Raw genomic sequence first — 24,044 nt, 5'->3', positions numbered from 1 at the left:
GCCGGCGCCATAGTCTGATTCGCGGCGGCGACGGAGCGCCGCCCTCTATTTTCCGATGTCCTCGATTCATCAAACCACTCTCACGATCCGCTCGCCCGGCCAAGGCACGCACGAGATCACCGACGAACTCGCGCGTGAACTCGCGCGCAGCGGTCTGCAGCGCGGCGTCGCGACGATTTTCTGCCAGCACACGAGCGCGAGTCTCGTGATCATGGAAAACGCCGACCCGTCCGCGCGACGCGATCTCGAGGCGTGGCTCAACCGGTTGGTGCCGGAGGACGACCAGCATTTCACGCACACGCTCGAGGGCGCGGACGACATGCCGAGCCACATCAAGATGGCGCTCACGCGCACGAGCGAACAGGTGCCGTTCGCCGAGGGACGGTTGCTGCTCGGCACGTGGCAGGGCGTTTTCCTCTGGGAACACCGTCGCTCGGCGCACACGCGGCGCGTGGTGGTGACGTTCGTCGGCGAGTGAGCGGGCGCTTGACCCGAGTGCCGCGCTCGGCTGACCTGATCGCGGATGTCATTTGCAGAGATTGTCTGACTAGCCACTGGCTGAACACCGGCCGCGTTTCGCGGCGGGCTTTTCATTATTCCCGGCAGCCAACGCCCAGCGAGGCGGCGCCGAGCCAGCCAGTGTGATGCGGCCCGCGAAAACGCGGGATATTTTTCCAGACCTGCCGGGATTTCGCATCCCATGTCAGACCATTATCGCTTTTCCCCGCCTGAGTGCCGCGGCGCGAAGCTTTCCTATCTCAAATGCCGGCACTGCCGCGGCGAGTTCTCCCTCGACGCGCCGGGCACGCGCCATCGCAACCACTGCCCGTGGTGCCTGTGGAGCGTGCATCTGGACAACAAGCCCGGCGATCGCGCCGCCGACTGTGGCGGCGGGATGGAGCCGATCGCCATCCACGCCGCGACCGACGGCGAGTGGCTGCTCGTGCATCAGTGCCGGACCTGCTTCACGGTCCACGTGAACCGCATCGCGGGCGACGATAGCGAACGCGAATTACTCGGGCTCGCCGTGCGTCCGTTGCGGAACGCGCCGTTCCCGATCTAACGTCGGCTGGCGTCAGCCACGCTGGCGCCAGCCCCACTTCCCACTTTCGCTCAATGCGGCGCGCAGATGCCGCAGTTCTGGACGAAGAAGTCGTTGCCCTTGTCGTCGACGAGGATGAACGCCGGGAAATCCTGCACCTCGATTTTCCACACGGCCTCCATGCCGAGCTCGGGATACTCGTGCACCTCGACCTTCTTGATCGAGTCCTTGGCGAGGATCGCCGCCGGGCCGCCGATGCTGCCGAGGTAGAAACCGCCGTGTTTCTTGCAGGCGTCGGTGACCTGCTTCGAGCGGTTGCCCTTGGCGAGCATCACCATCGAGCCGCCGAGCGACTGGAAGAGGTCGACGTAGCTGTCCATGCGGCCGGCCGTCGTCGGACCGAACGAACCGGACGCGTAACCGGCAGGCGTCTTCGCGGGGCCGGCGTAGTAGACCGGGTGGTCTTTGAAATACTGCGGCAATCCCTGGCCGGCATCGACGCGCTCCTTGAGCTTCGCATGCGCGATGTCGCGCGCGACGATCATCGGGCCGTTGAGCAACACGCGCGTCGTGACGGGCAATTTGGAAAGCGCCGCGCGGATCTCGGCCATCGGCTGGTTCAGGTCGATGCGCACGGCGCTGTCGTCCTTGAACGTCCGCATCTCGGCCGGGATGAAGCGCCCGGGGTTGGTCTCCATCTGTTCGAGGAAGACGCCGTCTTTCGTGATCTTCGCCTTGATGTTGCGGTCGGCGCTGCATGAAACGCCCATGCCGACCGGGCAGCTCGCGCCGTGGCGCGGCAGGCGGATGATGCGGACATCGAGGGCGAAATATTTGCCGCCGAACTGCGCGCCGACGCCGCTCTGTTGTGCGAACTTGAGCACCTTGGCCTCCATCTCGACGTCGCGGAACGCACGGCCGTGCGCGTCGCCGGTGGTCGGCAGCGTGTCGTAGTATTTCGTGGAGGCGAGCTTCACGGTCTTCAGGCACGTCTCGGCGCTGGTGCCGCCGATGACGAACACGAGGTGATACGGCGGGCACGCGGCGGTGCCGAGCAGCTGCATCTTGTCGACGACGAACTTCTCTAGGCTCTTCGGATTGAGCAGTGCCTTCGTCTCCTGGAACAGGTAGGTCTTGTTCGCCGAGCCGCCGCCTTTCGCAACGAAGAGCAGCTCGTATTTCTGGCCCTCGGTGGCGTAGAGGTCGATCTGCGCGGGCAGGTTGGTGCCGGTGTTGACCTCCTTGAACATGTCGAGCGCCGCGGTCTGCGAATAGCGGAGGTTTTCCTTCGTGTAGCACTCGTAGACGCCGCGCGAGAGCCACTCGGCGTCGTTGGCGCCGGTCCAGACTTGCTGGCCCTTCTTGCCGAAGACGATCGCGGTGCCGGTGTCCTGACACATCGGCAGAATGCCGCCGGCGGCGATCTCGGCGTTCTTGAGCAGCGTGAGCGCGACGTAGCGGTCATTGTTCGACGCCTCGGGGTCTTTCAAGATCGCGGCGACTTGCTCGACGTGCTTCGTGCGGAGGAAAAAATTGGCGTCGTGCAACGCCTCGCGCGCGACGTAGGCCAGCGTCTCCGGCGTGATTTTGAGAACCTCTTTGCCTTCGAAGGTTGCGGTCGAGACGCCTTCCTTCGTGAGCAGGCGATAGGTCGTATCGTCGGGGCCGTGGGCGAACGTGTCGGAATAGGTGAACGCGGGCGTAGCCATGCCCGGCAGCGTAGGGAAGGGCGGCGCGAGCACAAGCAGCCGCCGTGACGTGACGCGCAGCTATAAACCGGGCGCGCCGCCGCGTCAGAGAATCTTCAGCTTCGGCAGGTCCTGCACATCGATGTAGCCGACCGGTCGGCCATCCGCGTCGAGCGCGAACAGGTCGGAGATCTTGAACTGCTGAAAAAGTTTCAACGCTTCGACCGCCAGCACGTCGGCGCCGATCGTCTTGCCGCCGCGGGTCATGAATTGCGCGACGGGCGCCTTCAGGAAATCCGCGCCGCCGTTGAGCGCCGTGCGGCGGAAATCGCCGTCGGTGAAGATGCCCGCGAGTTTTCCGTCCGCCGTCGTGAGCGCCACCGCGCCGGCCTTCGCGCCGGTCATCGCCAGGATCGCCTCCTGCACGGTCGTCTTCGCCTCCGGGAGCAGCGGGCAGCCTTCGCCGGTGCGCATGATGTCCTTCACGCGGAGCAGCAGTGTCATGCCGAGCGTGCCGGACGGGTGATACTTCGCGAAATCCTCGCGCGTCACGCCGCGCGTCTCGAGCAACACCATCGCGAGGGCGTCGCCGAGGCCGAGCGCGGCCGTCGTGCTGGCCGTCGGCGCGAGCGCCAGCGGACACGCCTCGCGCGGCGCGCGGTAGATGAGCCTCAGGTCGGCACCGCGCGCCAGTTCGCTCTCGGGCGCGCCGGTGAGCGCCACCGTTTTCAGTCCGAACCGTTCGAACAGCGGCAACAGGCGCAGCATCTCGTGCGTCGAGCCGCTGTTGCTGAGGAGAAACGCCAAATCACCCGCCGCGCACAATCCGAGGTCGCCGTGCAGCGCGTTGGTCGGATCGAGGAAGGCCGACGGCACGCCGGTGCTGTTGAACGTGCCCGTGAGTTTCTGCGCGATGTGCGCGGACTTGCCGATGCCGGTGAAGATGAGTTTCCGGCCGGCGGAGATCGTCTCCTCGACGGCGCGCACGACGTCCACGAAATCGCCGTTGAGGATCGCCGCGGTGGCGTCGAGCGCTTCGCGCTCGATGGCGAGACATTGGCGGGCCTTGGCGAGAATCGTAGGGGCGTCGAGTGGCATCTGGACTTGTAGTGGGGGAGACCGGGCGCAAACCTACGCGCCACTTCCGCTCGTTCAATTCCTTTCCCGTGCCGCGCGTTCCTGTCCTGCTCCGTCGCCACGTGCTGCCGCTCGTCGCGGTGGCCGTTTTGGCGTTGGGTTTGGCCGGATGCGGCGGCGACAGCCGGCAATCCTACGCGACGGAGGCGGACGAGCCGTATTACCGCCAAGCCGAGCAGATGAAGCGCTCCGGCCGCCTGCAGGAAGCTCTCTCCGCCTATCTCAAGGTCATCGAAAAACGCGGCGACGACGCGCCGGAATCCCACCTCGAAGCGGGGTTGATCTACGCGCAGCACATCCGCGACCCGATCGCCGCGATCTACCATTTCCGAAAATACCTCTCGCTCCGACCGAACAGCGCGCAGGCCCCGCTCGTGAAGCAGCGGATCGACGCGGCCGTGCGGGATTTCGCGCGCACGTTGCCGGCCCAGCCGCTCGACACGCAGGTCCAGCGCGTCGACCTCATCGCGGCGATGGACAAGCTGAAGCTCGAAAACGACATCCTGAAGCAGCAAGTCGCCGACCTCCAAGCCGGCCGCGAAAACACCGTGACCGCCGCGCCGACGGATTCGCCGGCCGAGCGTTCCACGCCCACGCTGACGCCCGCGCCGACACCCACCACCCGCGCGCCGGTGATCGCCGGAGGCAGCGCGAACAATTTCTCGGTCAACCTCGAAACCATGCCGACGGTGCGCACGCGTCCGGCGACCGCGCGTCCCGAGCCGGCGAAGCCCGCGCCCACGACGCGCCCCGCCGCCGCCACGGCGCAAAAGCAAACGCCGACGACGCAAGCACCGCAGCCCGCGCGCGGCGCCCGCACGCACACGGTGCGCCCGGGCGACACGCTCTCGAATCTCTCGCAGCGCTACTACGGCAATCGCACGCGTTGGCGCGACATCTTCCAAGCCAACCGCGCCACGATGCGCAACGAGGGCGACCTCAAGATCGGCTCGCAGATCACGATCCCGCCCTGAGCGGGCGTAGGCGACGGCCCGATGCACGCCGTCCACTATGGCGCACTTTCGAGCTTACAGCGTTTGGCGGACTGCTTAGCGCTTCTCCATGCCACGCACCTCCCGCCGGACATCCGTTTTCACCGAGTCGCTGATTCGCGAGATGACGCGCGTCGCCCTGCGGCACGGCGCGGTGAATCTCTCCCAGGGTTTCCCGGACTTCAATCCGCCGGCCGAGATCCTGGCTGCGGCGAAGGCGGAGATGGACACCGACCACCACCAATACGCCATCACGTGGGGTGCGCCGCCACTCCGCGAGGCGCTCGCCGCCAAGCTCACCCGTTGCACCGGGCTCCCGTGCGATCCGGAGAGAAATCTCATCGTCACCTGCGGCGCCACCGAAGCGATGATGGTCGCGGTGATGACCGTCGCCGACGTCGGCGACAGCATCGGGCTGTTCTCGCCCTTCTACGAGAATTACAGCGCCGACGCGATCCTCTCGGGCGTGAAGCCCGTCTTCGCCACGCTCCAGCCGCCGCACTACTCGTTTGATCCGGATGAGCTGCGCCGCGTCTTCGCGAGCGGCATCAAGGCCTTCGTGCTCTGCAATCCGTCGAATCCGACCGGCAAGGTCTTCACCCGCGCCGAGCTCGAGCAAATCGCCGCGCTCGCGCAGGAGTTCGACGTCTGGATCATCACCGATGAAGTCTACGAGCACATCGTCTTCGCGCCGCACCAGCACACGTATCTCTCGGCGCTGCCGGGCATGGCGGAGCGCACGGTGATGTGCAGCTCGCTCTCGAAAACCTTCGCGATCACCGGCTGGCGACTCGGTTATGTTTTCGCGTCGGCGGCCATGGTCGCGCAGGGCCGCAAGGTGCACGACTTCCTCACCGTCGGCGCCGCCGCGCCCTTGCAGCACGCGATCGTCGCCGGACTGAAAATGCCGCCGGCCTACTACGACGCGCTCGCTGCCGAGTATGCGGAGCGGCGTGACATCTTCCTCGGCTATCTCGACCGCACCGGCTTGCGCTACACCACGCCGGAGGGCGCGTATTTCGTGATGCTCGACATCTCGCCTTTCGGTTTCGCGAACGACGTCGAGTTCGCTCACTGGATGACGCGCGAGATCGGTGTCGCGCCGGTGCCGGGCTCGGTGTTCTTCCCGACGCCGGAGCACCGCTACGTGCGCCTGAACTTCGCCAAACGCCACGAGACGCTGCACGCCGCCGGCGAGCGGCTGCTGAAACTCCGCCGCGGATGACGTTGGTGTCGCGCCCGACGAAGCCTTGGTTCGCACGTCACGTCCCGCCGGGCGTGTTCACGATCCGTGGCCTCATGGGCGTGTGCCACCTGCTCGTCGACGAACGCGGGGAGGCGGTGCTGCTCGACACCGGTCTCATCGGCGAGCGCACGCAGATCCGCTGGATGCTTCGCCGACTCGGCCTCGAACCGGAATCGGTCAAGGCGATCCTGCTCACGCATGGGCATCTCGACCACGGCGCGAACGCCGCGTGGGCGCAACGTTTCACCGGCGCGCCGCTCTACGCGCATCCCGCCGAACAGGCGCACCTCGACGGCACTTATCCGTTCAAGGGCGCGGCCCGCTGGTGCGGCCGCTTGGAGCGGGTGGGCTACAACGTTCTCAACTACCGCCCGGCGCGCATCGACCGTTTCATCGCGGACGGCGACGAGTTGCCGTTCTGGGGCGGTTTGCGCGTGGTGCATCTGCCCGGCCACACGGAGGGCCACTGCGGCTTCTACAGCGCGCGGCACGATCTGCTTTTCAGCGGCGACTTGTTCGCGAGCTACTTCTTCAACGTGCACTTTCCGCCGCCGTTCCTGAACGCGCGTCCGGACCTGCTCGTGGACAGCGTGCGCAAGACGATCGCGCTGAACCCGCGCTGGATCGTGCCACAGCACTACGACGTGCTCGACGGCGAATTGCACCGTCGGCGCTTTCACGCGCTCTGCGAGCGCGCGGTCCAGCGCAGCCGGCGGACGACGCGGCTCTGATCAGTGTTTGCCGGAGGACTTCACCGCCTCCACGCCAGCCATCATGATCTTGTCGGTCCACGCGAGCGCGATGGCGGAGAGCACGAACACGCCGTGGATGATGACCTGCCACATCACGCCTTGATCGGTGAAAGCGATGCTCGGCGAGCGGACTTCGATGAAGGTTTTCAGCAGGTGAATCGACGAGATGCTGATGAGCGCGGTGGCGAGCTTCACCTTGAGGACGCCGGCGTTCACATGGCTGAGCCACTCGGGTTGGTCGACGTGGTTGTCGATGTGCAGGCGCGACACGAAGGTCTCGTAGCCGCCGATGATCACCATGATGAGGAGATTGGCGATCATCACGACGTCGATCAGGCCGAGCACGCCGAGCATGATGGCGGTGCTCGGGTCCTTCACGGTGCCGGGGCCGGTCACGATGTGGAACAGGTGCCACAGCTCGACGAAGAACTGGTAGACGTAGACCGCCTGCGCGGCGATGAGGCCGACGTAGAGCGGCGCCTGCAGCCAGCGGCTGGCGAAGATCGTGCGTTCGAGGAAGGCTTCGGTGCGTGAACTCGGCTCGGACATGGGCCCGGACTAGTGCGCAACTCCGCGCCGGTGTAAAGCGGGATGTCAGCTCACGGTGGCGCGCAGCGCCCGGGCCTCGGCGAGGACTTCGCGCGCGGCGGCCAGCGCGTCGCCGGCAGTCGCCTCGGGGATCGGGGCGATCGGCGCGGGGGCGGCGTGCGCTTCGTCGGGATCGCCGAGTCCGGCGTGGCGGAATTGGCGCAGGCGCTCGAGGACGAGGTCGCGGATTTCCTGGGCGTTGTCGACGCCGTGGAAAATGCCGGTGTGCAGCGATTCGCCATCGTGCTTGCCGTGCTCGGTGACCCCGCCGCCGCCCGCAGACTGCACGCGCACGTCGGCGATGCCCAGCAGGCGCTGAAGCGGGCCTTGCGAGACCTCGACCTGCTGGAGGTTGGCGAAACTCATGGTCGACTCCTGCAGCGACCAGATGCCGGCGCGGATGCGCAGGCTGCGATCGGTGACGATATACCAGCGCAGTTCCCAATCGAGACGCACGGCCGCGAACGTGAAGGGCAGTTGCACGAGAAAACCGGCGATGGTGAGCAGTTCGATGACCGCCACCAAGTCCATCGACCAAGGCGGCAGGCGGCGGGCTAACTCGCGGAAACGTTCCTCGTCCGAGGGTCGGGGGCGCTTTTTCTTCTTAGGAGCGGACGCGTCCTCGGTCGGCTGCGTTGCGGGCGCGGCGGCGGGCGTGCTGGCAGCGGAAGCGGCGATGGCCGCGGTGCGGACCGCCACGAAACCTCCGCGCAGCTGTGCGATGAAGAAGAGCGAGAAAGCGATGCCGGCCGCGGCACCGACCTGGGTGAAAATCCAGCGGGTGAGGCGGACGTAGTAGAAATTCCGACCGGCGCGGAACGTGCGCACGGAGCCTGGCGCACCGAGTGGCGGCTCCGGTTCGGTCGGCACTCGCATCCAGCGCAAGACGAGGGAACGCACCCGGTCAAACATCTGCGGACCCTCCGTGTTTGGCGCCATGTTTGGCGAGGGCCTGGCGGGTGGCGCGCAGCTCGGCGGCGACTTCGCGGAGCGCGGCGGCGAGGTCGGCGTCTTGTCCGGTTGGCGGCGTGGCTGGGGCGGCGCTGGGTTTGATGGCGGGGTCCTTTACTCCGCGCATCTGATGATAGAGGAAGTCGCGGACGGCTTCGAACTCGCGCAGGCCCTCGATGGTCATCTCGGCGCCGGAGCTGCCGCTCGCGGTTTGCACGAGGATGCGGGCGAGACCGAGCCAGCGTTCGACGAGGTTGGAACGCAGATGGATGTCCTGGATGCGCGCGTATTGAACGATGATTTCGCGGCGGAACAGGATGCCCCAGCTCATGGAGATGCCGTCCGCCGTGAACTTGTAGCGCATCGTGTGGTAGCGGAAGTAGTAGTAGGGACCGACGATGAGCAGCAGCGGCGGGAAAACCAGCAACGACAGGAAGTAATACGTGAGCAGGTTGCGGTGCGGTCGCTCGATCGCGTGGATGGCGGCTTCGGAGGGGGCGGAGGTCACGCGCGAGAGATGGCGGGTTTCGGGGCCAAGCTCAATGGCGGACGCGGCGATCGGTCGCCGGACGGCCCCGAGCGGCTCCCGGGTGGCGTGTGCAGTTTGCCGGGGCCGCTGCGCCGGGATTTCCCCCACGATGAATGAGACGGCTTGCGGCTACTTTCGCCGCGCTTGCAGGTCGGACTCTCGAACCATGAACAAATCGCTCTCCGTTGCGCTGCTTGTCGTCGGCGTCGTGTTGTTGGTTTTCGGCTTCAACGCATCGCAATCCGTCAGCTCCGACGTTTCCCGCGCCTTCACGGGCAATCCCACGGACAAATCGGTGTGGTTCTTCGTGGGTGGCGCCGTGGCGGCAATCCTGGGTCTGTTCGGCCTTTTTGCCGGCCGCGGTTCGAAACGGCTCTAGCTTCCACGTCAACTCGTCCTCTCCATGCTCGGCTACACCATCCTCTTCCTGATCATTGCCATTGTGGCTGGCGCACTCGGCTTCGGTGTCGTCGCCGGCACGGCGGCCGTGATCGCCAAGGTCTGCTTCGTGATCTTCCTCGTGCTGTTTCTCTTCTCGCTCTTCCGCGGCACCACGCGGCGCCCGTGAGAATCAGGCCGAGTATTCGGCCCAGCTCGAGCTGGTCTCGGTGACGCGGATGCGTTCCACGCGGACGTTCGGCCCGATGGCGTAGTTGCCGCTCGGGGTTGGCTCGGCGAGGCGGCGCGTGAGCTCGTCGAAGATCGCTTTCGCCATGACTTCGGTGGTCGGGTCGCGGTCCGGAAACGAGACGATGCGCTCGCCGTAGGCTTTTTGGAAATAGGCGAACTGCGGGTCCGCGGTGTTGATCGCGAGCGCGTGGTCCCAGCGACCGAGGAAGTCCGCGAGCATGAGCTTCACGGCCTTGAAGTCGCAGACCATGTCGTTCGCATCGAGACTGTCGGCGACGAGCACGACCTCGACCTTGCGGCTGTGGCCGTGCGGGAAGCGGCACTTTTCCGGGTGCTTGGAGAGCAGGTGTCCGCTCTCGATCTCGAAAATTTTGGCGATGCGGTAGGGCATCCGGTCAGACGACTTTCGAGAAGCCGGTGCGTTTCTTCTCGAGATGCGCGTCGAAGCGCATGCCGAAGATGCGGAGGAAAAGCTGGCCGATCTGTGTGATCGCTACGCGGCCGGGCGTGCGCTCGATAAGGCCGTCGGCCTCGAGGTCGCCGAGCGTGGCGAGCTCGGCGGCGTAGGTCTGCTCGAAGTCGAGGCCGAGCTGCTTGGAGAGCTTGGCGAAATCGAGGCCGCGCGCGCACATGATGTCGGTGATGATCGTGCGGCGGCGCTTGTCGTCCTCCGAGAGCAGGTAGCCGCGCTCGATCGGCAGGCGGCCTTCCTTGATCGCGGTTTCGTAGTCGGGGAGTTCCTTGTAGTTCTGGCGGAAGGATCCGTCGGTCTGCGAAATCGAGGACATGCCGAAGCCGTAGAGCGAGGCGCCGGCGCGGGTCGTGTAGCCTTGGAAATTGCGGTGGAGCGTGCCTTCGGCGAAGGCGACGGCGAGTTCGTCCTGCGGGCGGGCGAAGTGGTCCATGCCAATCGTCGCGTAGCCGGCGGCGACGAGCTTGTGCGACGCGGACATGAGCATCGTCAGCTTTTCCTCGGTGCTCGGGAGTTGCTGGCGCTGGTCGAAGATTTTTTGCGCAGGCTTCACCCACGGCACGTGCGCGTAGCTGAAGACGGCGAGGCGGTCGGGATTGAGCGCGATGACTTCGTCGACCGTCTTGCTGAACGAATCGGGCGTTTGCAGCGGCAGGCCGTAGATGAGGTCGACGCTGACGGACTGGTAACCCGCTTCGCGGAGCCAATCGATCGCTTGCTTCGTCATCGCGAGCGGCTGCCAGCGGTGGATGGCGACCTGCACCTGCGGGTTCGTGTCCTGCACGCCGAGCGAGGCGCGGTTGCAGCCGAGGCGGCGGAAGGCTTCGACGTGCTCCTTGGTCAGGCGGCGCGGGTCGATCTCGACGGAGATTTCGGCGTCGGCGGAGAACTTGAAATACTTGTGGATCGCGGCGGCGAGGCGATCGATGTCGGCCGGCGGCAGGAAGGTTGGCGTGCCGCCGCCGAAGTGCAGCTGCGTGACGGGGCGGTTCAGGTCGAGCAGCGGCGCGGTCATCTCGAGCTCCTTGATCAGGAGGTCGACGTATTCCGAGGCCGACGCGCGGCGCATCGTGATGACGGTGTTGCAGCCGCAATACCAGCAAAGCGACTCGCAGAACGGCAGGTGGAAGTAGAGCGAGAGCGGCGTGCTGGCGTCGGCGTTGTCGCGGCGGATCTCCTGGAGCAAGGCGTAGCGGTCGATCTGGTCGGAGAACTGCGGCGCGGTCGGATACGACGTGTAGCGCGGGCCGGGAATGTTGTATTTCCGGACCAGCTCAAGCGCGGGTTCGATGGCGGGAGGGACGGTGTAGCGTGGAGACACCATAGTGCGGAAAGGGTAGACCAGCGCCCGGCGAGTGGCTGCGCATCTGTTGTCGTTTTTTGGTCGGGGTCGGTCGGGCTTGGGGATTGCGGCCCGGGAGCCGCCGCGCTTGCGTGTCCGTCCGATGAATCGCCGCGATTTTCTCCAACGCAGTGGGGCGCTCGCTCTCGGCGCTACCGCTGGCATTCTGGCTCCGTCTGCGGCGCTGGCGACGCCGCCGAACCCCGGGAGGCGCCGCGTCCTGCGCGTGGCGCATTTCACGGATATCCATGTCCGGCCCGATCAGCCCGATCTCCAGCATCCGGCGGCGGGCATGGCGGAGGCGATCCGCCACGCGCAGGCGCAGGGCGACCGGCCTGAGCTGTTGCTGTTCGGGGGCGATTGCATCGGCGATGCGCTCTACACGCCGAAGGAAGAAGTGCTCGCGCAATGGGACGTGTGGAACCGCGTCTTTTCGGCCGAGGTGAAGACGCCGGCCAAGCTGTGCCTCGGCAACCACGACATCTACGGCTGGGCGCACAAGGATCGCGCGGCCGCGGAACGCGATCCGCACTACGGCAAGACGCTCGCGTTGGACCGGCTGGGCCTGACGGATCGCTATTACTCGTTCGATCAAGCCGGCTGGCATTTCGTCGTGCTCGACAGCATGGAGCCGGACTATGCGAGCGACCACCACTACATCGCGCGGATTGATGAGGCGCAGTTCGCCTGGCTGGCGCGCGATCTGGTGGCGACTCCTGCCGCGACGCCGATTTGCGTGCTTTCGCACATTCCGATCTTCAGCGCCGCTGCGTTCTTCGACGGCCCGCGTGAACGCGGACCGGATTGGGTCGTGCCCGGCGCGTGGATGCACATCGATGCGCGGCGCATCAAGGACCTGTTCCACCAGCATCCGAACGTGAAGGTCTGCCTCAGCGGCCACCTGCACATGGAGGACGACGTCACCTATCTCGGCGTGCGTTATCTGTGCAACGGCGCCGTGTGCGGTGGCTGGTGGAAGGGCAAGCACCAGGAATTCAGCCCCGCCTACGCGCTGATCGACTTCCACGACGACGGCAGCGTGGAGAACACGCTGGTGCGCTACCGCGGCGCCTGACCGGGACGCGGGCGGGTTCAGTGTCCCGCGAGAGCCTCGGCGAGTTCCGCGGGGGCCGGTGCAGGAGTCTTCTTCGGCGCACCGCTGCGACGCAGGCGAGCGGCTTCGGCGACGGAGACTGCGCCCGGTGCCCAATCGGGCAGGCGGGGGCGGGCGCGGCGCTCGATGATGTTCACCAAGGCGTCGACCGCTTCTCCCAAGGCTTGGGAATTGGACTCGAGCTGCGCGGCGTTGGCGGCGGCCTCCTCGGCGTGCGCGGCTTCGGCCTGGGTCGACTTGTCGAGTTCGCTGACCGCTTTGTTGACCTGGGCGATGCCCTGGTCCTGCTCCTGCGCGGCCCGGGTGATCTGCGCGACGAGTTCGTTTACCTCGCGGGCTTTCGCGGTGATGTCGGCGAATCCTTCGGTGACTTTCCGGGTGATCGCGACGCCGTCGCGGCTCTTGGCGATGGAGTCGTCGATGCGCTCGGTCGTCTCGCGCGCAGCGGCGGCGGCGCGCTGGGCGAGATTGCGCACTTCCTCGGCGACGACGGCGAAGCCCGCGCCCGCCTCGCCGGCGCGGGCGGCCTCGACGGCGGCGTTCAGGGCGAGGATGTTCGTCTGGAAGGCGATCTCGTCGATCGTCTTGATGATTTTCGCGATGTTGCCGGAGGAGGATTGGATGGCGTCCATGGCGCGGGCCATGTCGCCGATGTCCTTCGAGCCGGACTCGGCGGCGGCCCGCATGCCGTCGGCGAGTTCCTTGGTGCGCAGGACGCTCTCGCTGTTGTTGCGCGAAGTGCCGGAGATTTCCTCGATGGTGGCGCCGATTTCCTCGAGTGCGGCCGCCTGTTGCGAGGCGCCGCGCGCGAGGGTGTCGGACGTGCTGTTCACCGCACGGGCGAGGTCGCCGAGTTCGGTGGAGCGGCCGGTGAGGCCCGCGCAAAGCGAGCGCAGCTGGATGTTGATGCCGCGGGCGATCCACCACGTCGTGGCGGAGGCGACGAGCACGAGAATCGCGAGGGCGCCGAGGCCGCGGTATTGCTCGCTCTGCTTCGCCGCGATGCGCTGTTGCAGTAAGCGATCCAGTTCGGTGGCGCTCTTGGTCCAGAACGCGAAGCTGGCTTCGTGCGCTTCCCGGCCGGCGGCGGCCAGCGTGGCGGCGGTGACGGCGGGGTTGCCGGCGGCGAGACCGTCCACCTGCGCGATGAACGCATCGAGCGCGTGGTGCCAGGCGGCGGAGGCGGCGGTGAGCTCGTTCGCGAGGGTCGGGCTGACGCCGTAGAAATTGGCATCCTCGTTCAACGTGGTCGAAAGGTCGCCGTCGATGCGAGCGGTGTTCACATCGCGCAGCATGGCGGCTTGCACGAGGGCCTCGCGCTGGGCGCCGGCGTCGAGAGCGCCGGTCCGGAGCGGCGGGACGAATTTGGCGGTGACCGTCGCGATGCGTTCCTGGAGTTCCGGGAGGACGCAAAGCGTGACGTCCATCAGGTAGTAGCTGTCGAGATCGGGATCGAGGATGAGGTTCGAGGTGTCGCCGCCGTGGGCGATCAGGCCGCGCGCATCGGTCATCAACGCGGCGGTCGCGGCCACGTTGACCTTGCCGCCGGTGGCGGATTGCCAGCGGTCGCGGATCGCGGAGGGCATCAGCTGTTCGCGGTGGCGTTGCGTGAGCCCGGGCAGGGTGAACTGGAGCGCCTCGCCGTCTTCGCGCAGCGCGGCGTCGAGATCGGCGAAGGCTTGGTCGATTGCGGCCGACGTGCCCGCATCGGCCTCCCCGGCGGCGGCCTCAATCTGGGTGCGGCCGGCGAGCCGCAGCAAGTTTTCGAGCGGGCGCTGGACGGCGTTGCCGCGAAGTTCCTGTTGAGCGAACTCGATGTGTCCGTGGATGCCTTTGGCGAGAAGCCAAACGGCGAGTGCGGTGAACGGCACGGCGAACACCAAGCCGATGAGCGCGAGTCGTCGATTGATCCGCTGATCTTGAATCGTCAGTTTCACTGGTTGTCGGGGGAGTAAAACCCCTATCGGCCGGCGGCATGGCCGAGTTAAACGCAAACCTCAGCGTAGGTTGCGCAAGATTTGCGCGACGTTTCTTCTTCAGAGGGGAATTCGCCGCCCGCGAAGTCAGCTAAATGTGTCCTAACCGGCGAAAAATCTCAGGATGCGTTGGAGCGACGCCGCGAGCCGGTCGATCTCGGCCTCGGTGTTGTAGAGGTAGAAGCTGGCGCGCGAAGTCGAGGCGAGGCCGAGTTTGCGCATGAGCGGCTGGTTGCAGTGGTGGCCGCCGCGTAGCGCGATGCCGTCCTCGTCGGCGAAGGTCACGACGTCGTGCGCGTGCACGTGCTCGAAGGCGAAGCTGACGAGCCCGCTGCGCGCCGCGCCGACGCGCGGGCCGATGATGCGGATGCCGGGCAGCACGCTGAGTTTCTCCATCGCGTAGCGGGAAAGTTGGTCGTCGTGCGCGGCGATGGCGGCGCGGCCGACGGCGTCGAGGTAATCGCAGGCGGCGGCGAGGCCGATGGCGCCGGCGACGTGGGGCGTGCCGGCTTCGAAGCGTTCGGGCGCGGGTTTCCAGGTGGCCTGTTCGTAGGTGACCTGCACAACCATGCCGCCGCCGGTCTCGTCGGGGGCGAGTTTGTCGAGCAGCGCGCGGCGACCGTAGAGGACGCCGATGCCGGTGGGGCCGCACATCTTGTGGGCGGAGAAGGCGAGGAAGTCGCAGCCGAGTTCCTGCACATCGAGCGGCATGTGGCCGATGGATTGCGCGGCGTCGATGACGGTGACGGCGCCGACGGCGCGCGCGCGGCGGCAGAACTCGGCGGCGGGATTGATCGTGCCGAGCGTGTTGGAAATGTGCGTGAACGCGAAGAGCTTCACCTGCGGCGTGAGCAGCGCGTCGAGCGCGGCGAGGTCGGCGCCGCCTTCGCCGTCGGCGCCGAGGAGCGGCACGTATTTGAGCGTGGCTCCGGCGGCTTGGGCAGCTTGTTGCCACGGCACGAGATTGGAGTGGTGCTCGAATTCGGTCGTGAGCACGACGTCGCCGGGCTTCAGGTGCGCGTGGCTCCAGCTGCGCGCGACGAGGTTGATGCTCTCGGTGGTGCCGCGCGTGAAGATGATCTCGGCGGGGTCGGCGGCGTTGATGAACTTGGCCACGCGGGCGCGGGCGCCTTCGTAGGCGTCGGTGGCGCGCATGGAGAGTGCGTGGAGGCCGCGGTGGACGTTCGAGTTGTCGCGCTCGTAGTAGCGGACGAGGGCGTCGATCACCGCGCGGGGCTTTTGCGACGTGGCGCCGTTGTCGAGGTAGACGAGCGGCTTGCCGTTCACCTGCTGGTGGAGGATCGGGAAATCGGCGCGGATTTTTTGCGGATCGAGGGACATTTCGGAGGAGCGTTCTCGTTCTCTTACTCGTTCTCGTTGTCTGGTTCGTTGCTCCCCGAGAACGAGAAGGAGAACGAGGAACGAGAACGATCGGTGCGGCGGCGGTCAGTCCTTGTGTGTCTCGGTGGTCGCGTCGGCCGGGTCGTTCTTCAGCGCGTTCAGTGCGGCGTGCCAGCCGAGCGTGGCGCATTTGATGCGCGCGGGGAAGGAGTGCACGCCGGCGAAGGCGGCGAGATCGTTGATCTCCTCGGGCGGTTCGCCGGTGGTGACGATGTGGTGGAACTGGTCGTAGAGTTGCTGCGCTTCGGCGGCGGTTTTGCCCTTGAGCTGCGTCGTCATCAGCGACGCGCTCGCCTGCGAGATGGCGCAGCCCGCGCCGTCGAACGAGATGTCGGCGATGCGGTCGCCGTCGAGCCGGAGGAACACGCTGCATTGGTCGCCGCACGTCGGGTTGTCGCCGTGGGCGACGCGGTTGGCCGTGGGCAATTTGCCGCGGTTCCGCGGGCGGCGGTTGTGGTCCAGAATGACGGACTGGTAGAGGTCGGTGAGATCGTTCATCGGCCGGCGAATGGACCGCCGAAGCTAGTCCGGTGCTCCCGGTTGGCAAACAGAGTTTCCGGCGTATGACCGGTGGGCGCCGGGTGTGCCGGCCGAACGCTCGCGCCGCTGTGCGCGCGGGTGCGACGCGCGCTCACTCGGCGGGCTTTTCGGCCTCGGCGATGGCGCGCTGAAAAACTTCCGTGGGTTGCGCGCCCGAAAGCGCGAGCTTCTGGTTGAAGACGAAGAACGGCACGCCGGTGATGCCTTGCGCGCCCATCGATTGGGCGAGGTCGCGCACGTGCTGGCGCAGATCGGTGTTGGCGAGGAGCACGGCGACCTGCTCGGCGCGGAGTCCGTGCGGTGCGGCGAGTTCGGCGAGCACGGCTGCATCGCCGATGTCGCGGCCCTCGAGAAAATACGCGGCGAAGATCGCATCGACGAACGAGCGCTGGGTCGCGGAATCCTGAATCGCGGCGACCAGAATGTGCGCGGAAAGCGTGTTCGGCATCGTGCGCACCTTCGCGAAATCCAGCGCGATGCCAGCGTCGCGCGCGGCCGCCTCGACGCGGCCGAACATTTCGTCCGGGTTCGCGCCGTAGCGTTCGCGCAGGTAGTCGCGGAGATCCGCGCCTTCGGCCGGCGTGTCGGCGTTGAGTTGGAAGGGATGATAGCGCACCTGCGCGTCGCCGCCGGCTGCGGCCCGTGCGCCGAGCACTGCGGCCAGGCGGCGACTGCCGATGAAGCACCATGGGCAGGCGAAATCCGAGACCACGTCGACGTTGAGCATGGGGCGAAGCAATCGGGACGTGTCGGATACGCAAGCGCCGGTGCCGTGATTCCCGATTCCGCGTCGGGGCTCTGCCCGCTGCACTGACCGCACCTTTGCGATTCGCTGCAAGAAATCGCCATGCCCGTCCGTTTCAAAGGCGCGGACACGAACCGGGTCCGCCCAACCTCCAACCCGTATCCCCATGAAAAAACTGACCACCGCATTCGTTCTGTCCCTGCTGACCTCCGTCCTCGCCCTGGCCGGCCCCGCCGCCAAGGATTCCAAGGAGGCGCCTGCTCGCGACAAGCAGGCGCCGGCGAAGGAAAAAGGCCCCTGCGAAAAGGAGCGCGAGACCAAGGAGAAGCAGTGCGAGAAGCTCGGCAGCGGCATGGCCGCCGATGCCTGCAAGAAGGCCGCCGAGCACAACGAGAAAAACTGCAAGGCCGCCGAGGACGCGAAGTAATCGGCGTGCGCTTTCCGCTCAGCCGCGGCGCGCGGCTGGGCGTGACGCCGCGCAGGCACCGGGCGCGCCGGGTGCTTCGCTACGGCTTCGCGGTGGCGCGCGAGCCGCCACGAACCTGAACCCGATAACCGGTGAGCCACCGCGCGTCGTCGCTCGAGAGGTAGCGCGCCGCGAGCGTTTCGCCGAGGCGGGCGCGGAGACGTTCCTCGATGCGCGCGGCGAGGACGCGGTTCGACAGGCCGATCTCGCGCGGCTTTTCCTGGTCGATCCAAAACTGTTCGCGAATCCACCATGCATCGAGCGCGGTGGTGTTGTCGACGTCTTCGCCGAGCGCGTCGTGCATGCGCGCGAATTTCGGCTCGGCGGAGGCAAAGTAGATGGCGAAGCGATCGTCGCCGATGAGGTCGCGGATGCGGCGGCGATGGTCGAGGATCACGTCCCGCTGGCCAATCCGCAGGCGCGCGCCGTTCTCGCCGGCGAGCGCCTCGAACTCGCGCTGCCAATCGTAGATCGTGCGGCGCTCGTCGTCGGTGAGCGGCACGTTTTCGAAATGGCGTCCGGTTTTTTGGGCGGATTCGGAGTTCATCAGGCGGAACTCGGCGATTTGGTCGTATTCGAGGACGCGCAGGAGCGTGCGTTGCCAGCGGCCGTTGACGGCGAGCATGGTCTCACTGCGGTGTGCCGGGTCGATCTCGATGCCTGTGGCGGCGCGCAAGCGCGCGGCGCGGACCCGCGGGAGAAACAGGCGGTCGATCGCCTTGATCGCGTCGATTTGCTCCGGTCGCAACCAGCCCCAGGCGCGCGGGATGTCGACCTCCCAGAGTTTGGCCAGCTTCGGCTCGAACCAGCGCAACTCGTCGGGCGTCGCGCCGCTGCGGCGCAGGCGGGCGAGGCTGGCCGCCGCATCCTCGTCGGCGCGGAGCTGGCGCCAGAACTCGTTTTCGCGATCGAGCTGCCGCAGCTCTTCGGACGTGAGCAGTTTCTCGTCGGCGCGTGTTGCTGGAGCGAGGAACGCGGTGAGCAGCGCGAGCGCGGCCAGGGCACGGAGCGGAGTTTTCATTCTGAACGAAGGCAGAGCGCCGGATCGGTGCGCGCGGCGCGCCAAGCGGGCAACGCGCAGGCCGCGACGACGCAGGCGAGCAGCACGGCGCTCGCGATGCCGAAGGTTTCGAGCGCGGGCGGCGGCGTGCCGTAGAGGGTGGCTTGCGCGGCTTGCCCGAGCGTCCACGCCCCGAGCGCGCCGGCGGCACCGCCGACTGCGGCGAGCACCAGGCCCTCGCGTAGGACGAGCCCGACGATTTGGCGCGGCGTGGCCCCGAGCGTGAGTCGCACGCCGAACTCGCGCGTCCGTTGCGCGGTGGTGAGCACGAGCAGCGCGCCGAAGCCCGCCAGCGCGAGCCCAACCGCGAGCACGGCCGCGGTGAGAAGCGATTGCGCGGCGAGGCGCGCGGGCGCGGTTTGCGCAGCCATATACTGTTCGAGCGGCAGCGCCGCGCGCGGGGCCAGGGTTGTGTCCACCGCGCTCAGGGCCGCGCGGAAAGACGCTTCGGAGAAAGGCGCTGCGCCATCGAGGCGCACGAACAAAACGAAGCCGCTCACCGGTGCCTGCGCGAACGGCTCGTAGAACTGTGGCGGCGCGGCCTGCAGGATGTTGCCTTGTTTCACGTCTGCGACGACGCCCACGACACGCCGCCACTCGCGTGGTCCGACGGCGGGCACGATCCATTGATCGAGTGCGTTGCCCTGCGGGAAATACTGCCGTGCCAGCGACTCGCTGACGATCGCGACGCGCGGGCTGCCCGCGCGGTCATCGGCGTTGAAGAACCGGCCCGCCACCAGCCGGGCCCCGACGGTTGAAAAGTAGTTTGGGCCGACTCCGTAATAGACGCAGCGGGGCAGGTCGGCGGCGCGCTCCACCGCCACGCTGCTGCGCTGGAAGGCGAACGTGACCGAGCCGGTGAGCGGCGAGGTCGTGGAAACGGCGGCCGCACTCACGCCAGGTTGGACCTGCAGGCTTTGTTCGAGATCGGTGGCTAGGCGCACGATTTTCTCCGGTGTGTCGTAGCGGGCGGCCGGCACATTCAGCCAAGAGAGCCAAAGTCCGCCGACGCGCAGTCCCGGGTCGATGTGCCGGACGGCCTGCCAGCTGTGCACGAGCAGCGCGGCATTTGCCGCGAGTGCGAACGAGGCCGCAAGTTGCGCCACGACCAGCAGTCGCTGGAACGAGCGCACACGACGATCGGCGATGGCGGATGTCGCCAGGCTTTCCCGCTCGATGGCGCGGCGCGCCACGCGGAAGGCTTCGCTCGCGAGCAGCGCGGCGTTGAGCGCAGCCAGCGTGACGGCGGCGAGCGCGGTGTTCGGCCCGAATTCGACTCTGATCCAACGCGGAAAGGTATCGGGCGAGATGCGCTCGATCAGCGCCGGCAGCACAGCGGCGGTGGCGGTGCCGAGTCCCACGCCCGCGATGGCGAGGAGCGCGCCTTCCATGATCAACGGGCGGACGAGCCGTGAGACAGTCGCACCGAGCGCGGCGCGCACGGCCAACTCGTGCTGGCGGGAATGCAGACGCGCGAAGAATAGACCGGTGGCGTTGAGGGCGGCGAGCAAGGCCGCGCCGAGAGCTGCGCCGCCGAGCATCGAGAGCAGCGGACGCAACGGCGCGGAAAATTCGTCGCGCCATTCGCGCGTCTGCAGGCGATAGCCGCTCAGTTCATTGGGTTGAGCGGCAGCGAGCGTGGCGCACAGGCGCTCGACCTCGGCTCGGGCGGTGGCGACCGTGACGCCAGGAGCGAGGCGCGCTTCGACGCGATGCGTCGGGTAGAAGAAATTCCGGGCGAGGCCCTCGTTGGCCGGCTGAAGGCACCATACACCTTCGTTCTTCCAGGGTGGAACTAGGGCGGGCATGACGCCGATGACGACGCGCTCGCGGCCGGCGAGGCGCACGCGACGGCCGATCACGTCCTGGTCGCGGGCGAAGCGTTCGGTCCAGAGCGATTCGGACAGCATGACGCCGCTGGTGTCGCCGGAGCGCTCTTCGTCGGCCGTGAACGTGCGGCCGAGCCGCGCACGCACACCGATGACGGCGAAGGTGTCCGCGTTGACGTTGAGCATGACGGTTTCCGTCGCGCGGTCCCCCGACTCCAGTGTCGCCGATTCGGGCCGGCTCATGGCGATCGTCACGAAACTTGCGGCGTGCTCGCGCAGATAGAGCGCCACGCCGGACGGCACCAGCGCCGACACGCGCTTGCCGTCGCGGACGGGGAACAGTTGCACGACGCTTTCGGGCGCGGGGAAACCGGGGTCGCGCCAGAGGAAGGCGTCGAGCACGGTGAACAGGGCCAGTGCGAGCGTCGCGCCCGCGGCGAACACGGCCACGATGAGCAAGGAGTGGGCGGGATGGCGCGCGAGCGAACGAGTGGCGGTCGACAGAGCCGTCATGAGGGTAAGGGACGTGGCCCGCGTCCTACCCGGGTAATGGCAAGGCGCGGCTGCGATGTCTACGGTCGAGTCGCCGGAATCTTAGGCGTCGTCGCGCGGGAATCGCTCAGCGGTCGGGGGCCGGCGTGGCTTGGAGGAGGCGGGCGATGAGTTTGCGGGCGCGGACGAGGCCGACGATGCGGCGGCTGGCGGCGTCGGCGATGACGGGCATGGATTTGTAGCCGTGTTCGCGGAAGGCCGAGGCGGCGAGCAGCGCGGTGTCGGTCGCGAGGATTGCGGCGGGCGCGGCGACCATGAATTGCGCGACGGGCGTCTCGGGCGCGGCGCCGTTGCCTTGCACGCGGAGCAGATCGGTGAGCGTCACGATGCCTTCGAGGCGATCGCCGGGGCCGGCGACGAAGAAGAGATCGTTGGTCGTCTCGGCGAAGAGGCGCGTGACTTCGCGCAACGGCGTCGTCGGCGCGAGGAAGGGCTGCGGTGCGGGCTCGACGAAGTCGGCGAGGGCGAGCGCGCGCAGCGTGGCGACGGCGCGCGGGCGTTCCTGCCAGAAGGTGCCGGAGCGGCGCGTGATGGCGGCGGTGAGCGCGGCGCGGAGCGGAGTGAGGGATTTCGAGATCGTGCTGAAGACGTGGCGACCCATCACGACGACTTCGACGACGCTGCGCGCGCGGACGGAAGCGGTGCGCGGCTGATTGTTGATGAGCGCTTGTTCGCCGAAGAAGCTGCCGGGGCCGAGCACGGCGATGATTTCGCCGGCGGGGTTTTCCTGCGTGGCGCGCACCACTTCGACTTCGCCGCTCTCGATCACGTAGAAGGCGGAAGGCGGCTCGCCTTGGCGGACGATGAAGTTGCCCGGTTCGTAGTGCGCGTGCGTGACGCGCTCGGTGGTGTCGGTGCGGATATACGCGAGGTCGCGCGGGAAGAGCAGCAGCCACGCCCAGTCGGCGCCGACTTGGATGCGCCGGCCCCACGAGGGCATCTTGAAGAGATAGACGCCGCGCCAGGCGAACCACGCCCAGAAGCCGCTAAGGCGAAAGCCGAACAGCTCGGCCACCGCGCGGTGTCCGCCGATGGAACAGAGTTGTCCGAGCAGGCGGAACGAAAAGGGCCGCGTCGGTGCGCCGCGCAGGACGCGCGCGAGGTTTTGCGCGCATTGGCGACCTTGGCGCTCGGCGAACTGGCCGGTGGGCGGCGAGAGCTGTTGATCGAGCGCGTTGACGATCAGCGCGCAGTCGCCGACCGCCCAGGCGTTGGCGTGGCCGCGCAGGCGGAGGTCGGGTTCGGTGAGGAGGCGGCCCTTTTCCTTCGGGGCGTCCATGCGCTCGATGAATGGCGCGGCGGTGCTGCCGATGGTGCAGACGATGGTGCCGCCGCGCACGAAGCCGTCGCCCGTGCCCACGCCTTCGCCGGTGGCGAGCGTGACGCGGCAGTTCAGGCGGATGGTGACGCCGGCGGCGGCCATTTTCTCCCGGGCGAACTCGCGGAGCTGTTCGCTGATTTCCGGGAGCAATTGGTCGCGCGAGTGGATGAGCGTGACGGTGACGTCCTCGGGGCGGATGTGATGGAAGAAACGCAGCGAGCCGCGCACGAGGTCGTTGATTTCGCCGGCGGCTTCGACGCCGCTGTAGCCGCCGCCGACGACGATGAACGAGAGATACCAGCGGCGCTTTTCCGGATCGTCGCAGACTTCGGCGCGTTCGAGTTGTTGGAGGACGTGCGTGCGGAGGACGGCGGCGTCGCCGACGGTTTTCAACGGAAACGCGTGGTCGGCCATGCCGGGCACGACATTGAGGTTCGAGACGGCGCCGGCGGCGATGACGACGTGGTCGTAGCCGAGGCGGGCGGGCGAGCCGTCGTGCGAGACGACCTCGAGTTCGTTGCGCGCGAGGTCGAGGTTGAGGACTTCCTCGGTGCGGCAGATGACGTCGGGCAGCAGCTGGCGCAGCGGGACGATAACGTCCTGCAAGCTCAGCGAGGAGCCCACGGCGTCGGCCAGCAGCGGGCTGAAAACGAGATGGTTCTCGCGGTTGAAGAGGATGATTTCGGCGTCGTTGCGGCGGAGTTCGCGGCGCAGGGTCTGCGCACACTTCACTCCGCCGAAGCCGCCGCCGATGATGACGATGCGAGTGCGAGCCATGACGTGGATGCTCGGAGGTTGGCCAGAAATCTTCCGACCGCAATCGGACACGGCAGCAGCGGCACCTTGGGCGGGCGGATGTCGGTCGACGAAAGAGAGGTGGAGAAATTTGTCTGGCGTGCTGCGGGGCCGCCGGGTTTCCCGGCACCGCTCTCGCGCGCGGCGTATTTCGCGTCCGCGTCTCTCCTCAACCCTGCCTCCCGCCTGTCCGCCATGAATACCGCCCCGAAGATCATGATCGTTCGCCACGCCGAAAAGCCCGCCGCCAAGGGTTCGCCGCACGGAGTCGATATCAACGGCAAGCAGGACCCGGAGTCGCTGATCCCGCTCGGCTGGCAGCGGGCGGGCGGGCTCGCGACGTTGTTTGCGCCGTCGAACGGGCAGTTCAAGAGCGCGCAGCTCGCTAAGCCGCAGTTCCTGTTTGCGTCAGGGGTGGGCAAGCACAGCAACAGCCTGCGTCCGCAGGAGACGATTACGCCGACGAGCCAGCTGCTCGGCGTCGCGATCGACGGCAGTTGCCTGAAGGGTCAGGAAGCGGCGCTGGCCGCGCGGATCGTGCAGTGCGCGGGTGTCGTGCTGGTGGCGTGGGAGCATCAGGACATTCCAACCATCGCCAACGCGATCCTCGGTAACTCGACCACCGTGCCGCAAAAGTGGCCGGGCGATCGGTTCGATCTGGTGTGGATCTTCGACCTGAATGCCGCGACCGGGAAGTATGCGTTCAGCCAGGTTCCGCAAATGCTGCTGGCCGGTGACAGCCCGACGCCGATCGCTTAACCGGCGCCGCGCGCGGCAGCCAAGGCAGCGGCGAGTGCGTGAGGCGGGTTTGCGATTCGGGAAAGCGCTGCTGCCTTGAGCGGCCGGGATGTGAAAGGGCGGTTGAGGGCAACCGCC

General features: G+C 67.2%; 24 protein-coding genes. 10 read left to right on the top strand and 14 right to left on the bottom strand.

Annotated features, from left to right (window positions below; translation table 11 throughout):
* Window positions 1–55: 55 nt before the first annotated feature.
* The gene (locus HZA32_20685; GenBank protein MBI5426500.1) at window positions 56–478 is read left to right on the top strand and encodes a YjbQ family protein; all 423 of its coding nucleotides are present in this window, start codon (window positions 56–58) and stop codon (window positions 476–478) included.
* Window positions 479–700: 222 nt separating this feature from the next.
* Entirely contained in the window at window positions 701–1,063 is a 363-nt protein-coding gene (locus tag HZA32_20680; GenBank protein ID MBI5426499.1) for an RNHCP domain-containing protein, read from the top strand.
* Window positions 1,064–1,113: 50 nt separating this feature from the next.
* Here the strand turns inward: HZA32_20680 and HZA32_20675 are convergent, their stop codons facing one another.
* Window positions 1,114–2,751, bottom strand: coding sequence for a fumarate hydratase (locus HZA32_20675; GenBank protein MBI5426498.1), 1,638 nt, complete (start codon window positions 2,749–2,751; stop codon window positions 1,114–1,116).
* Window positions 2,752–2,835: 84 nt separating this feature from the next.
* On the bottom strand, window positions 2,836–3,828 hold the full coding sequence (locus HZA32_20670) for a KpsF/GutQ family sugar-phosphate isomerase (GenBank protein MBI5426497.1): 993 nt from the start codon (window positions 3,826–3,828) through the stop codon (window positions 2,836–2,838).
* 68 nt (window positions 3,829–3,896) lie between these two features.
* Between HZA32_20670 and HZA32_20665 the strand changes: the two genes are divergently transcribed.
* The 3 genes from HZA32_20665 (at window position 3,897) to HZA32_20655 (ending at window position 6,836) form a co-directional block, all read left to right on the top strand.
* Window positions 3,897–4,841: a LysM peptidoglycan-binding domain-containing protein gene (locus tag HZA32_20665; GenBank protein ID MBI5426496.1), complete on the top strand. Its 945-nt coding sequence runs from the start codon at window positions 3,897–3,899 to the stop codon at window positions 4,839–4,841.
* Between the two features lie 88 nt (window positions 4,842–4,929).
* On the top strand, window positions 4,930–6,084 hold the full coding sequence (locus tag HZA32_20660; protein MBI5426495.1) for an aminotransferase class I/II-fold pyridoxal phosphate-dependent enzyme: 1,155 nt from the start codon (window positions 4,930–4,932) through the stop codon (window positions 6,082–6,084).
* A gap of 53 nt (window positions 6,085–6,137) precedes the next feature.
* Entirely contained in the window at window positions 6,138–6,836 is a 699-nt protein-coding gene (locus HZA32_20655; protein ID MBI5426494.1) for an MBL fold metallo-hydrolase, read from the top strand.
* Here HZA32_20655 and HZA32_20650 read toward each other — a convergent pair whose 3' ends face one another.
* Genes HZA32_20650 through HZA32_20640 form a run of 3 tightly spaced genes read right to left on the bottom strand, consistent with a single transcriptional unit; the run spans window position 6,837 to window position 8,868 of the window.
* Window positions 6,837–7,406 carry a TIGR00645 family protein gene (locus HZA32_20650; protein ID MBI5426493.1) on the bottom strand — a complete coding sequence of 190 codons (570 nt, stop codon included), beginning with the start codon at window positions 7,404–7,406 and terminating at the stop codon, window positions 6,837–6,839. It abuts the gene before it with no gap.
* Between the two features lie 45 nt (window positions 7,407–7,451).
* Window positions 7,452–8,345 (bottom strand): PH domain-containing protein, encoded by an 894-nt coding sequence (locus tag HZA32_20645; GenBank protein ID MBI5426492.1) that lies wholly within the window; start codon window positions 8,343–8,345, stop codon window positions 7,452–7,454.
* A 4-nt stretch (window positions 8,346–8,349) separates the two neighbouring features.
* A complete protein-coding gene (locus HZA32_20640; GenBank protein MBI5426491.1) occupies window positions 8,350–8,868 on the bottom strand; it encodes a PH domain-containing protein in 519 nt (172 codons plus the stop codon).
* Window positions 8,869–9,091: 223 nt separating this feature from the next.
* On the opposite strand from HZA32_20640, the gene HZA32_20635 reads away from it, so the two are divergent.
* Both HZA32_20635 and HZA32_20630 read left to right on the top strand, forming a co-directional pair.
* On the top strand, window positions 9,092–9,304 hold the full coding sequence (locus HZA32_20635; GenBank protein MBI5426490.1) for a DUF3185 family protein: 213 nt from the start codon (window positions 9,092–9,094) through the stop codon (window positions 9,302–9,304).
* A gap of 24 nt (window positions 9,305–9,328) precedes the next feature.
* Window positions 9,329–9,493, top strand: a complete 165-nt coding sequence (locus HZA32_20630) for a DUF1328 domain-containing protein (protein ID MBI5426489.1) — start codon at window positions 9,329–9,331, stop codon at window positions 9,491–9,493.
* 3 nt (window positions 9,494–9,496) lie between these two features.
* On the opposite strand, the gene HZA32_20625 is transcribed toward HZA32_20630, so the two are convergent.
* Complete coding sequence (locus tag HZA32_20625) at window positions 9,497–9,946, bottom strand: 6-carboxytetrahydropterin synthase (protein MBI5426488.1); 450 nt, start codon at window positions 9,944–9,946, stop codon at window positions 9,497–9,499.
* Window positions 9,947–9,950: 4 nt separating this feature from the next.
* Entirely contained in the window at window positions 9,951–11,351 is a 1,401-nt protein-coding gene (gene hemN, locus HZA32_20620; GenBank protein MBI5426487.1) for an oxygen-independent coproporphyrinogen III oxidase, read from the bottom strand.
* A gap of 121 nt (window positions 11,352–11,472) precedes the next feature.
* Here hemN and HZA32_20615 point away from each other — a divergent pair, with 121 nt between their 5' ends.
* Window positions 11,473–12,444, top strand: a complete 972-nt coding sequence (locus HZA32_20615; protein MBI5426486.1) for a metallophosphoesterase — start codon at window positions 11,473–11,475, stop codon at window positions 12,442–12,444.
* A 17-nt stretch (window positions 12,445–12,461) separates the two neighbouring features.
* Here the strand turns inward: HZA32_20615 and HZA32_20610 are convergent, their stop codons facing one another.
* The 4 genes from HZA32_20610 to HZA32_20595 form a co-directional block, all read right to left on the bottom strand.
* Window positions 12,462–14,069, bottom strand: a complete 1,608-nt coding sequence (locus tag HZA32_20610) for a hypothetical protein (GenBank protein MBI5426485.1) — start codon at window positions 14,067–14,069, stop codon at window positions 12,462–12,464.
* Window positions 14,070–14,561: 492 nt separating this feature from the next.
* Entirely contained in the window at window positions 14,562–15,800 is a 1,239-nt protein-coding gene (locus tag HZA32_20605; GenBank protein ID MBI5426484.1) for a cysteine desulfurase, read from the bottom strand.
* 105 nt (window positions 15,801–15,905) lie between these two features.
* On the bottom strand, window positions 15,906–16,358 hold the full coding sequence (locus tag HZA32_20600; GenBank protein ID MBI5426483.1) for an SUF system NifU family Fe-S cluster assembly protein: 453 nt from the start codon (window positions 16,356–16,358) through the stop codon (window positions 15,906–15,908).
* 133 nt (window positions 16,359–16,491) lie between these two features.
* A complete protein-coding gene (locus HZA32_20595) occupies window positions 16,492–17,127 on the bottom strand; it encodes a DsbA family oxidoreductase (GenBank protein ID MBI5426482.1) in 636 nt (211 codons plus the stop codon).
* A 184-nt stretch (window positions 17,128–17,311) separates the two neighbouring features.
* On the opposite strand from HZA32_20595, the gene HZA32_20590 reads away from it, so the two are divergent.
* Window positions 17,312–17,572 (top strand): hypothetical protein, encoded by a 261-nt coding sequence (locus HZA32_20590; protein ID MBI5426481.1) that lies wholly within the window; start codon window positions 17,312–17,314, stop codon window positions 17,570–17,572.
* Between the two features lie 79 nt (window positions 17,573–17,651).
* Here HZA32_20590 and HZA32_20585 read toward each other — a convergent pair whose 3' ends face one another.
* The 3 genes from HZA32_20585 to HZA32_20575 form a co-directional block, all read right to left on the bottom strand.
* Entirely contained in the window at window positions 17,652–18,632 is a 981-nt protein-coding gene (locus tag HZA32_20585; GenBank protein ID MBI5426480.1) for a hypothetical protein, read from the bottom strand.
* On the bottom strand, window positions 18,629–21,013 hold the full coding sequence (locus tag HZA32_20580; protein MBI5426479.1) for an ABC transporter permease: 2,385 nt from the start codon (window positions 21,011–21,013) through the stop codon (window positions 18,629–18,631). Before HZA32_20580 ends, HZA32_20585 begins: the two co-directional genes overlap by 4 nt.
* A gap of 106 nt (window positions 21,014–21,119) precedes the next feature.
* Window positions 21,120–23,150, bottom strand: a complete 2,031-nt coding sequence (locus HZA32_20575) for an FAD-dependent oxidoreductase (protein MBI5426478.1) — start codon at window positions 23,148–23,150, stop codon at window positions 21,120–21,122.
* A gap of 213 nt (window positions 23,151–23,363) precedes the next feature.
* Here HZA32_20575 and HZA32_20570 point away from each other — a divergent pair, with 213 nt between their 5' ends.
* The gene (locus HZA32_20570) at window positions 23,364–23,927 is read left to right on the top strand and encodes a hypothetical protein (GenBank protein MBI5426477.1); all 564 of its coding nucleotides are present in this window, start codon (window positions 23,364–23,366) and stop codon (window positions 23,925–23,927) included.
* The last annotated feature ends 117 nt before the right edge of the window (window positions 23,928–24,044 follow it).

This window comes from Opitutia bacterium, from assembly GCA_016217545.1.
In the GTDB taxonomy this organism is placed as follows: domain Bacteria; phylum Verrucomicrobiota; class Verrucomicrobiia; order Opitutales; family Opitutaceae; genus Didemnitutus.
This window is presented reverse-complemented; position numbering and strand designations above follow the sequence as displayed.

Excerpts from the sequence above, each read along its gene's own strand:
- HZA32_20570 (MBI5426477.1), top strand. The coding sequence starts at position 23,364 with ATGAATACCGCCCCGAAGATCATGATCGTTCGCCACGCCGAAAAGCCC.
- HZA32_20615 (MBI5426486.1), top strand. The coding sequence starts at position 11,473 with ATGAATCGCCGCGATTTTCTCCAACGCAGTGGGGCGCTCGCTCTCGGC.
- HZA32_20630 (MBI5426489.1), top strand. The coding sequence starts at position 9,329 with ATGCTCGGCTACACCATCCTCTTCCTGATCATTGCCATTGTGGCTGGC.
- hemN (MBI5426487.1), bottom strand. The coding sequence starts at position 11,351 with ATGGTGTCTCCACGCTACACCGTCCCTCCCGCCATCGAACCCGCGCTT.
- HZA32_20605 (MBI5426484.1), bottom strand. The coding sequence starts at position 15,800 with ATGTCCCTCGATCCGCAAAAAATCCGCGCCGATTTCCCGATCCTCCAC.
- HZA32_20685 (MBI5426500.1), top strand. The coding sequence starts at position 56 with ATGTCCTCGATTCATCAAACCACTCTCACGATCCGCTCGCCCGGCCAA.
- HZA32_20625 (MBI5426488.1), bottom strand. The coding sequence starts at position 9,946 with ATGCCCTACCGCATCGCCAAAATTTTCGAGATCGAGAGCGGACACCTG.
- HZA32_20660 (MBI5426495.1), top strand. The coding sequence starts at position 4,930 with ATGCCACGCACCTCCCGCCGGACATCCGTTTTCACCGAGTCGCTGATT.
- HZA32_20580 (MBI5426479.1), bottom strand. The coding sequence starts at position 21,013 with ATGACGGCTCTGTCGACCGCCACTCGTTCGCTCGCGCGCCATCCCGCC.
- HZA32_20610 (MBI5426485.1), bottom strand. The coding sequence starts at position 14,069 with ATGCCCTCCGCGATCCGCGACCGCTGGCAATCCGCCACCGGCGGCAAG.
- HZA32_20635 (MBI5426490.1), top strand. The coding sequence starts at position 9,092 with ATGAACAAATCGCTCTCCGTTGCGCTGCTTGTCGTCGGCGTCGTGTTG.
- HZA32_20675 (MBI5426498.1), bottom strand. The coding sequence starts at position 2,751 with ATGGCTACGCCCGCGTTCACCTATTCCGACACGTTCGCCCACGGCCCC.
- HZA32_20585 (MBI5426480.1), bottom strand. The coding sequence starts at position 18,632 with ATGAAAACTCCGCTCCGTGCCCTGGCCGCGCTCGCGCTGCTCACCGCG.
- HZA32_20575 (MBI5426478.1), bottom strand. The coding sequence starts at position 23,150 with ATGGCTCGCACTCGCATCGTCATCATCGGCGGCGGCTTCGGCGGAGTG.
- HZA32_20650 (MBI5426493.1), bottom strand. The coding sequence starts at position 7,406 with ATGTCCGAGCCGAGTTCACGCACCGAAGCCTTCCTCGAACGCACGATC.
- HZA32_20590 (MBI5426481.1), top strand. The coding sequence starts at position 17,312 with ATGAAAAAACTGACCACCGCATTCGTTCTGTCCCTGCTGACCTCCGTC.
- HZA32_20595 (MBI5426482.1), bottom strand. The coding sequence starts at position 17,127 with ATGCTCAACGTCGACGTGGTCTCGGATTTCGCCTGCCCATGGTGCTTC.
- HZA32_20670 (MBI5426497.1), bottom strand. The coding sequence starts at position 3,828 with ATGCCACTCGACGCCCCTACGATTCTCGCCAAGGCCCGCCAATGTCTC.
- HZA32_20600 (MBI5426483.1), bottom strand. The coding sequence starts at position 16,358 with ATGAACGATCTCACCGACCTCTACCAGTCCGTCATTCTGGACCACAAC.
- HZA32_20680 (MBI5426499.1), top strand. The coding sequence starts at position 701 with ATGTCAGACCATTATCGCTTTTCCCCGCCTGAGTGCCGCGGCGCGAAG.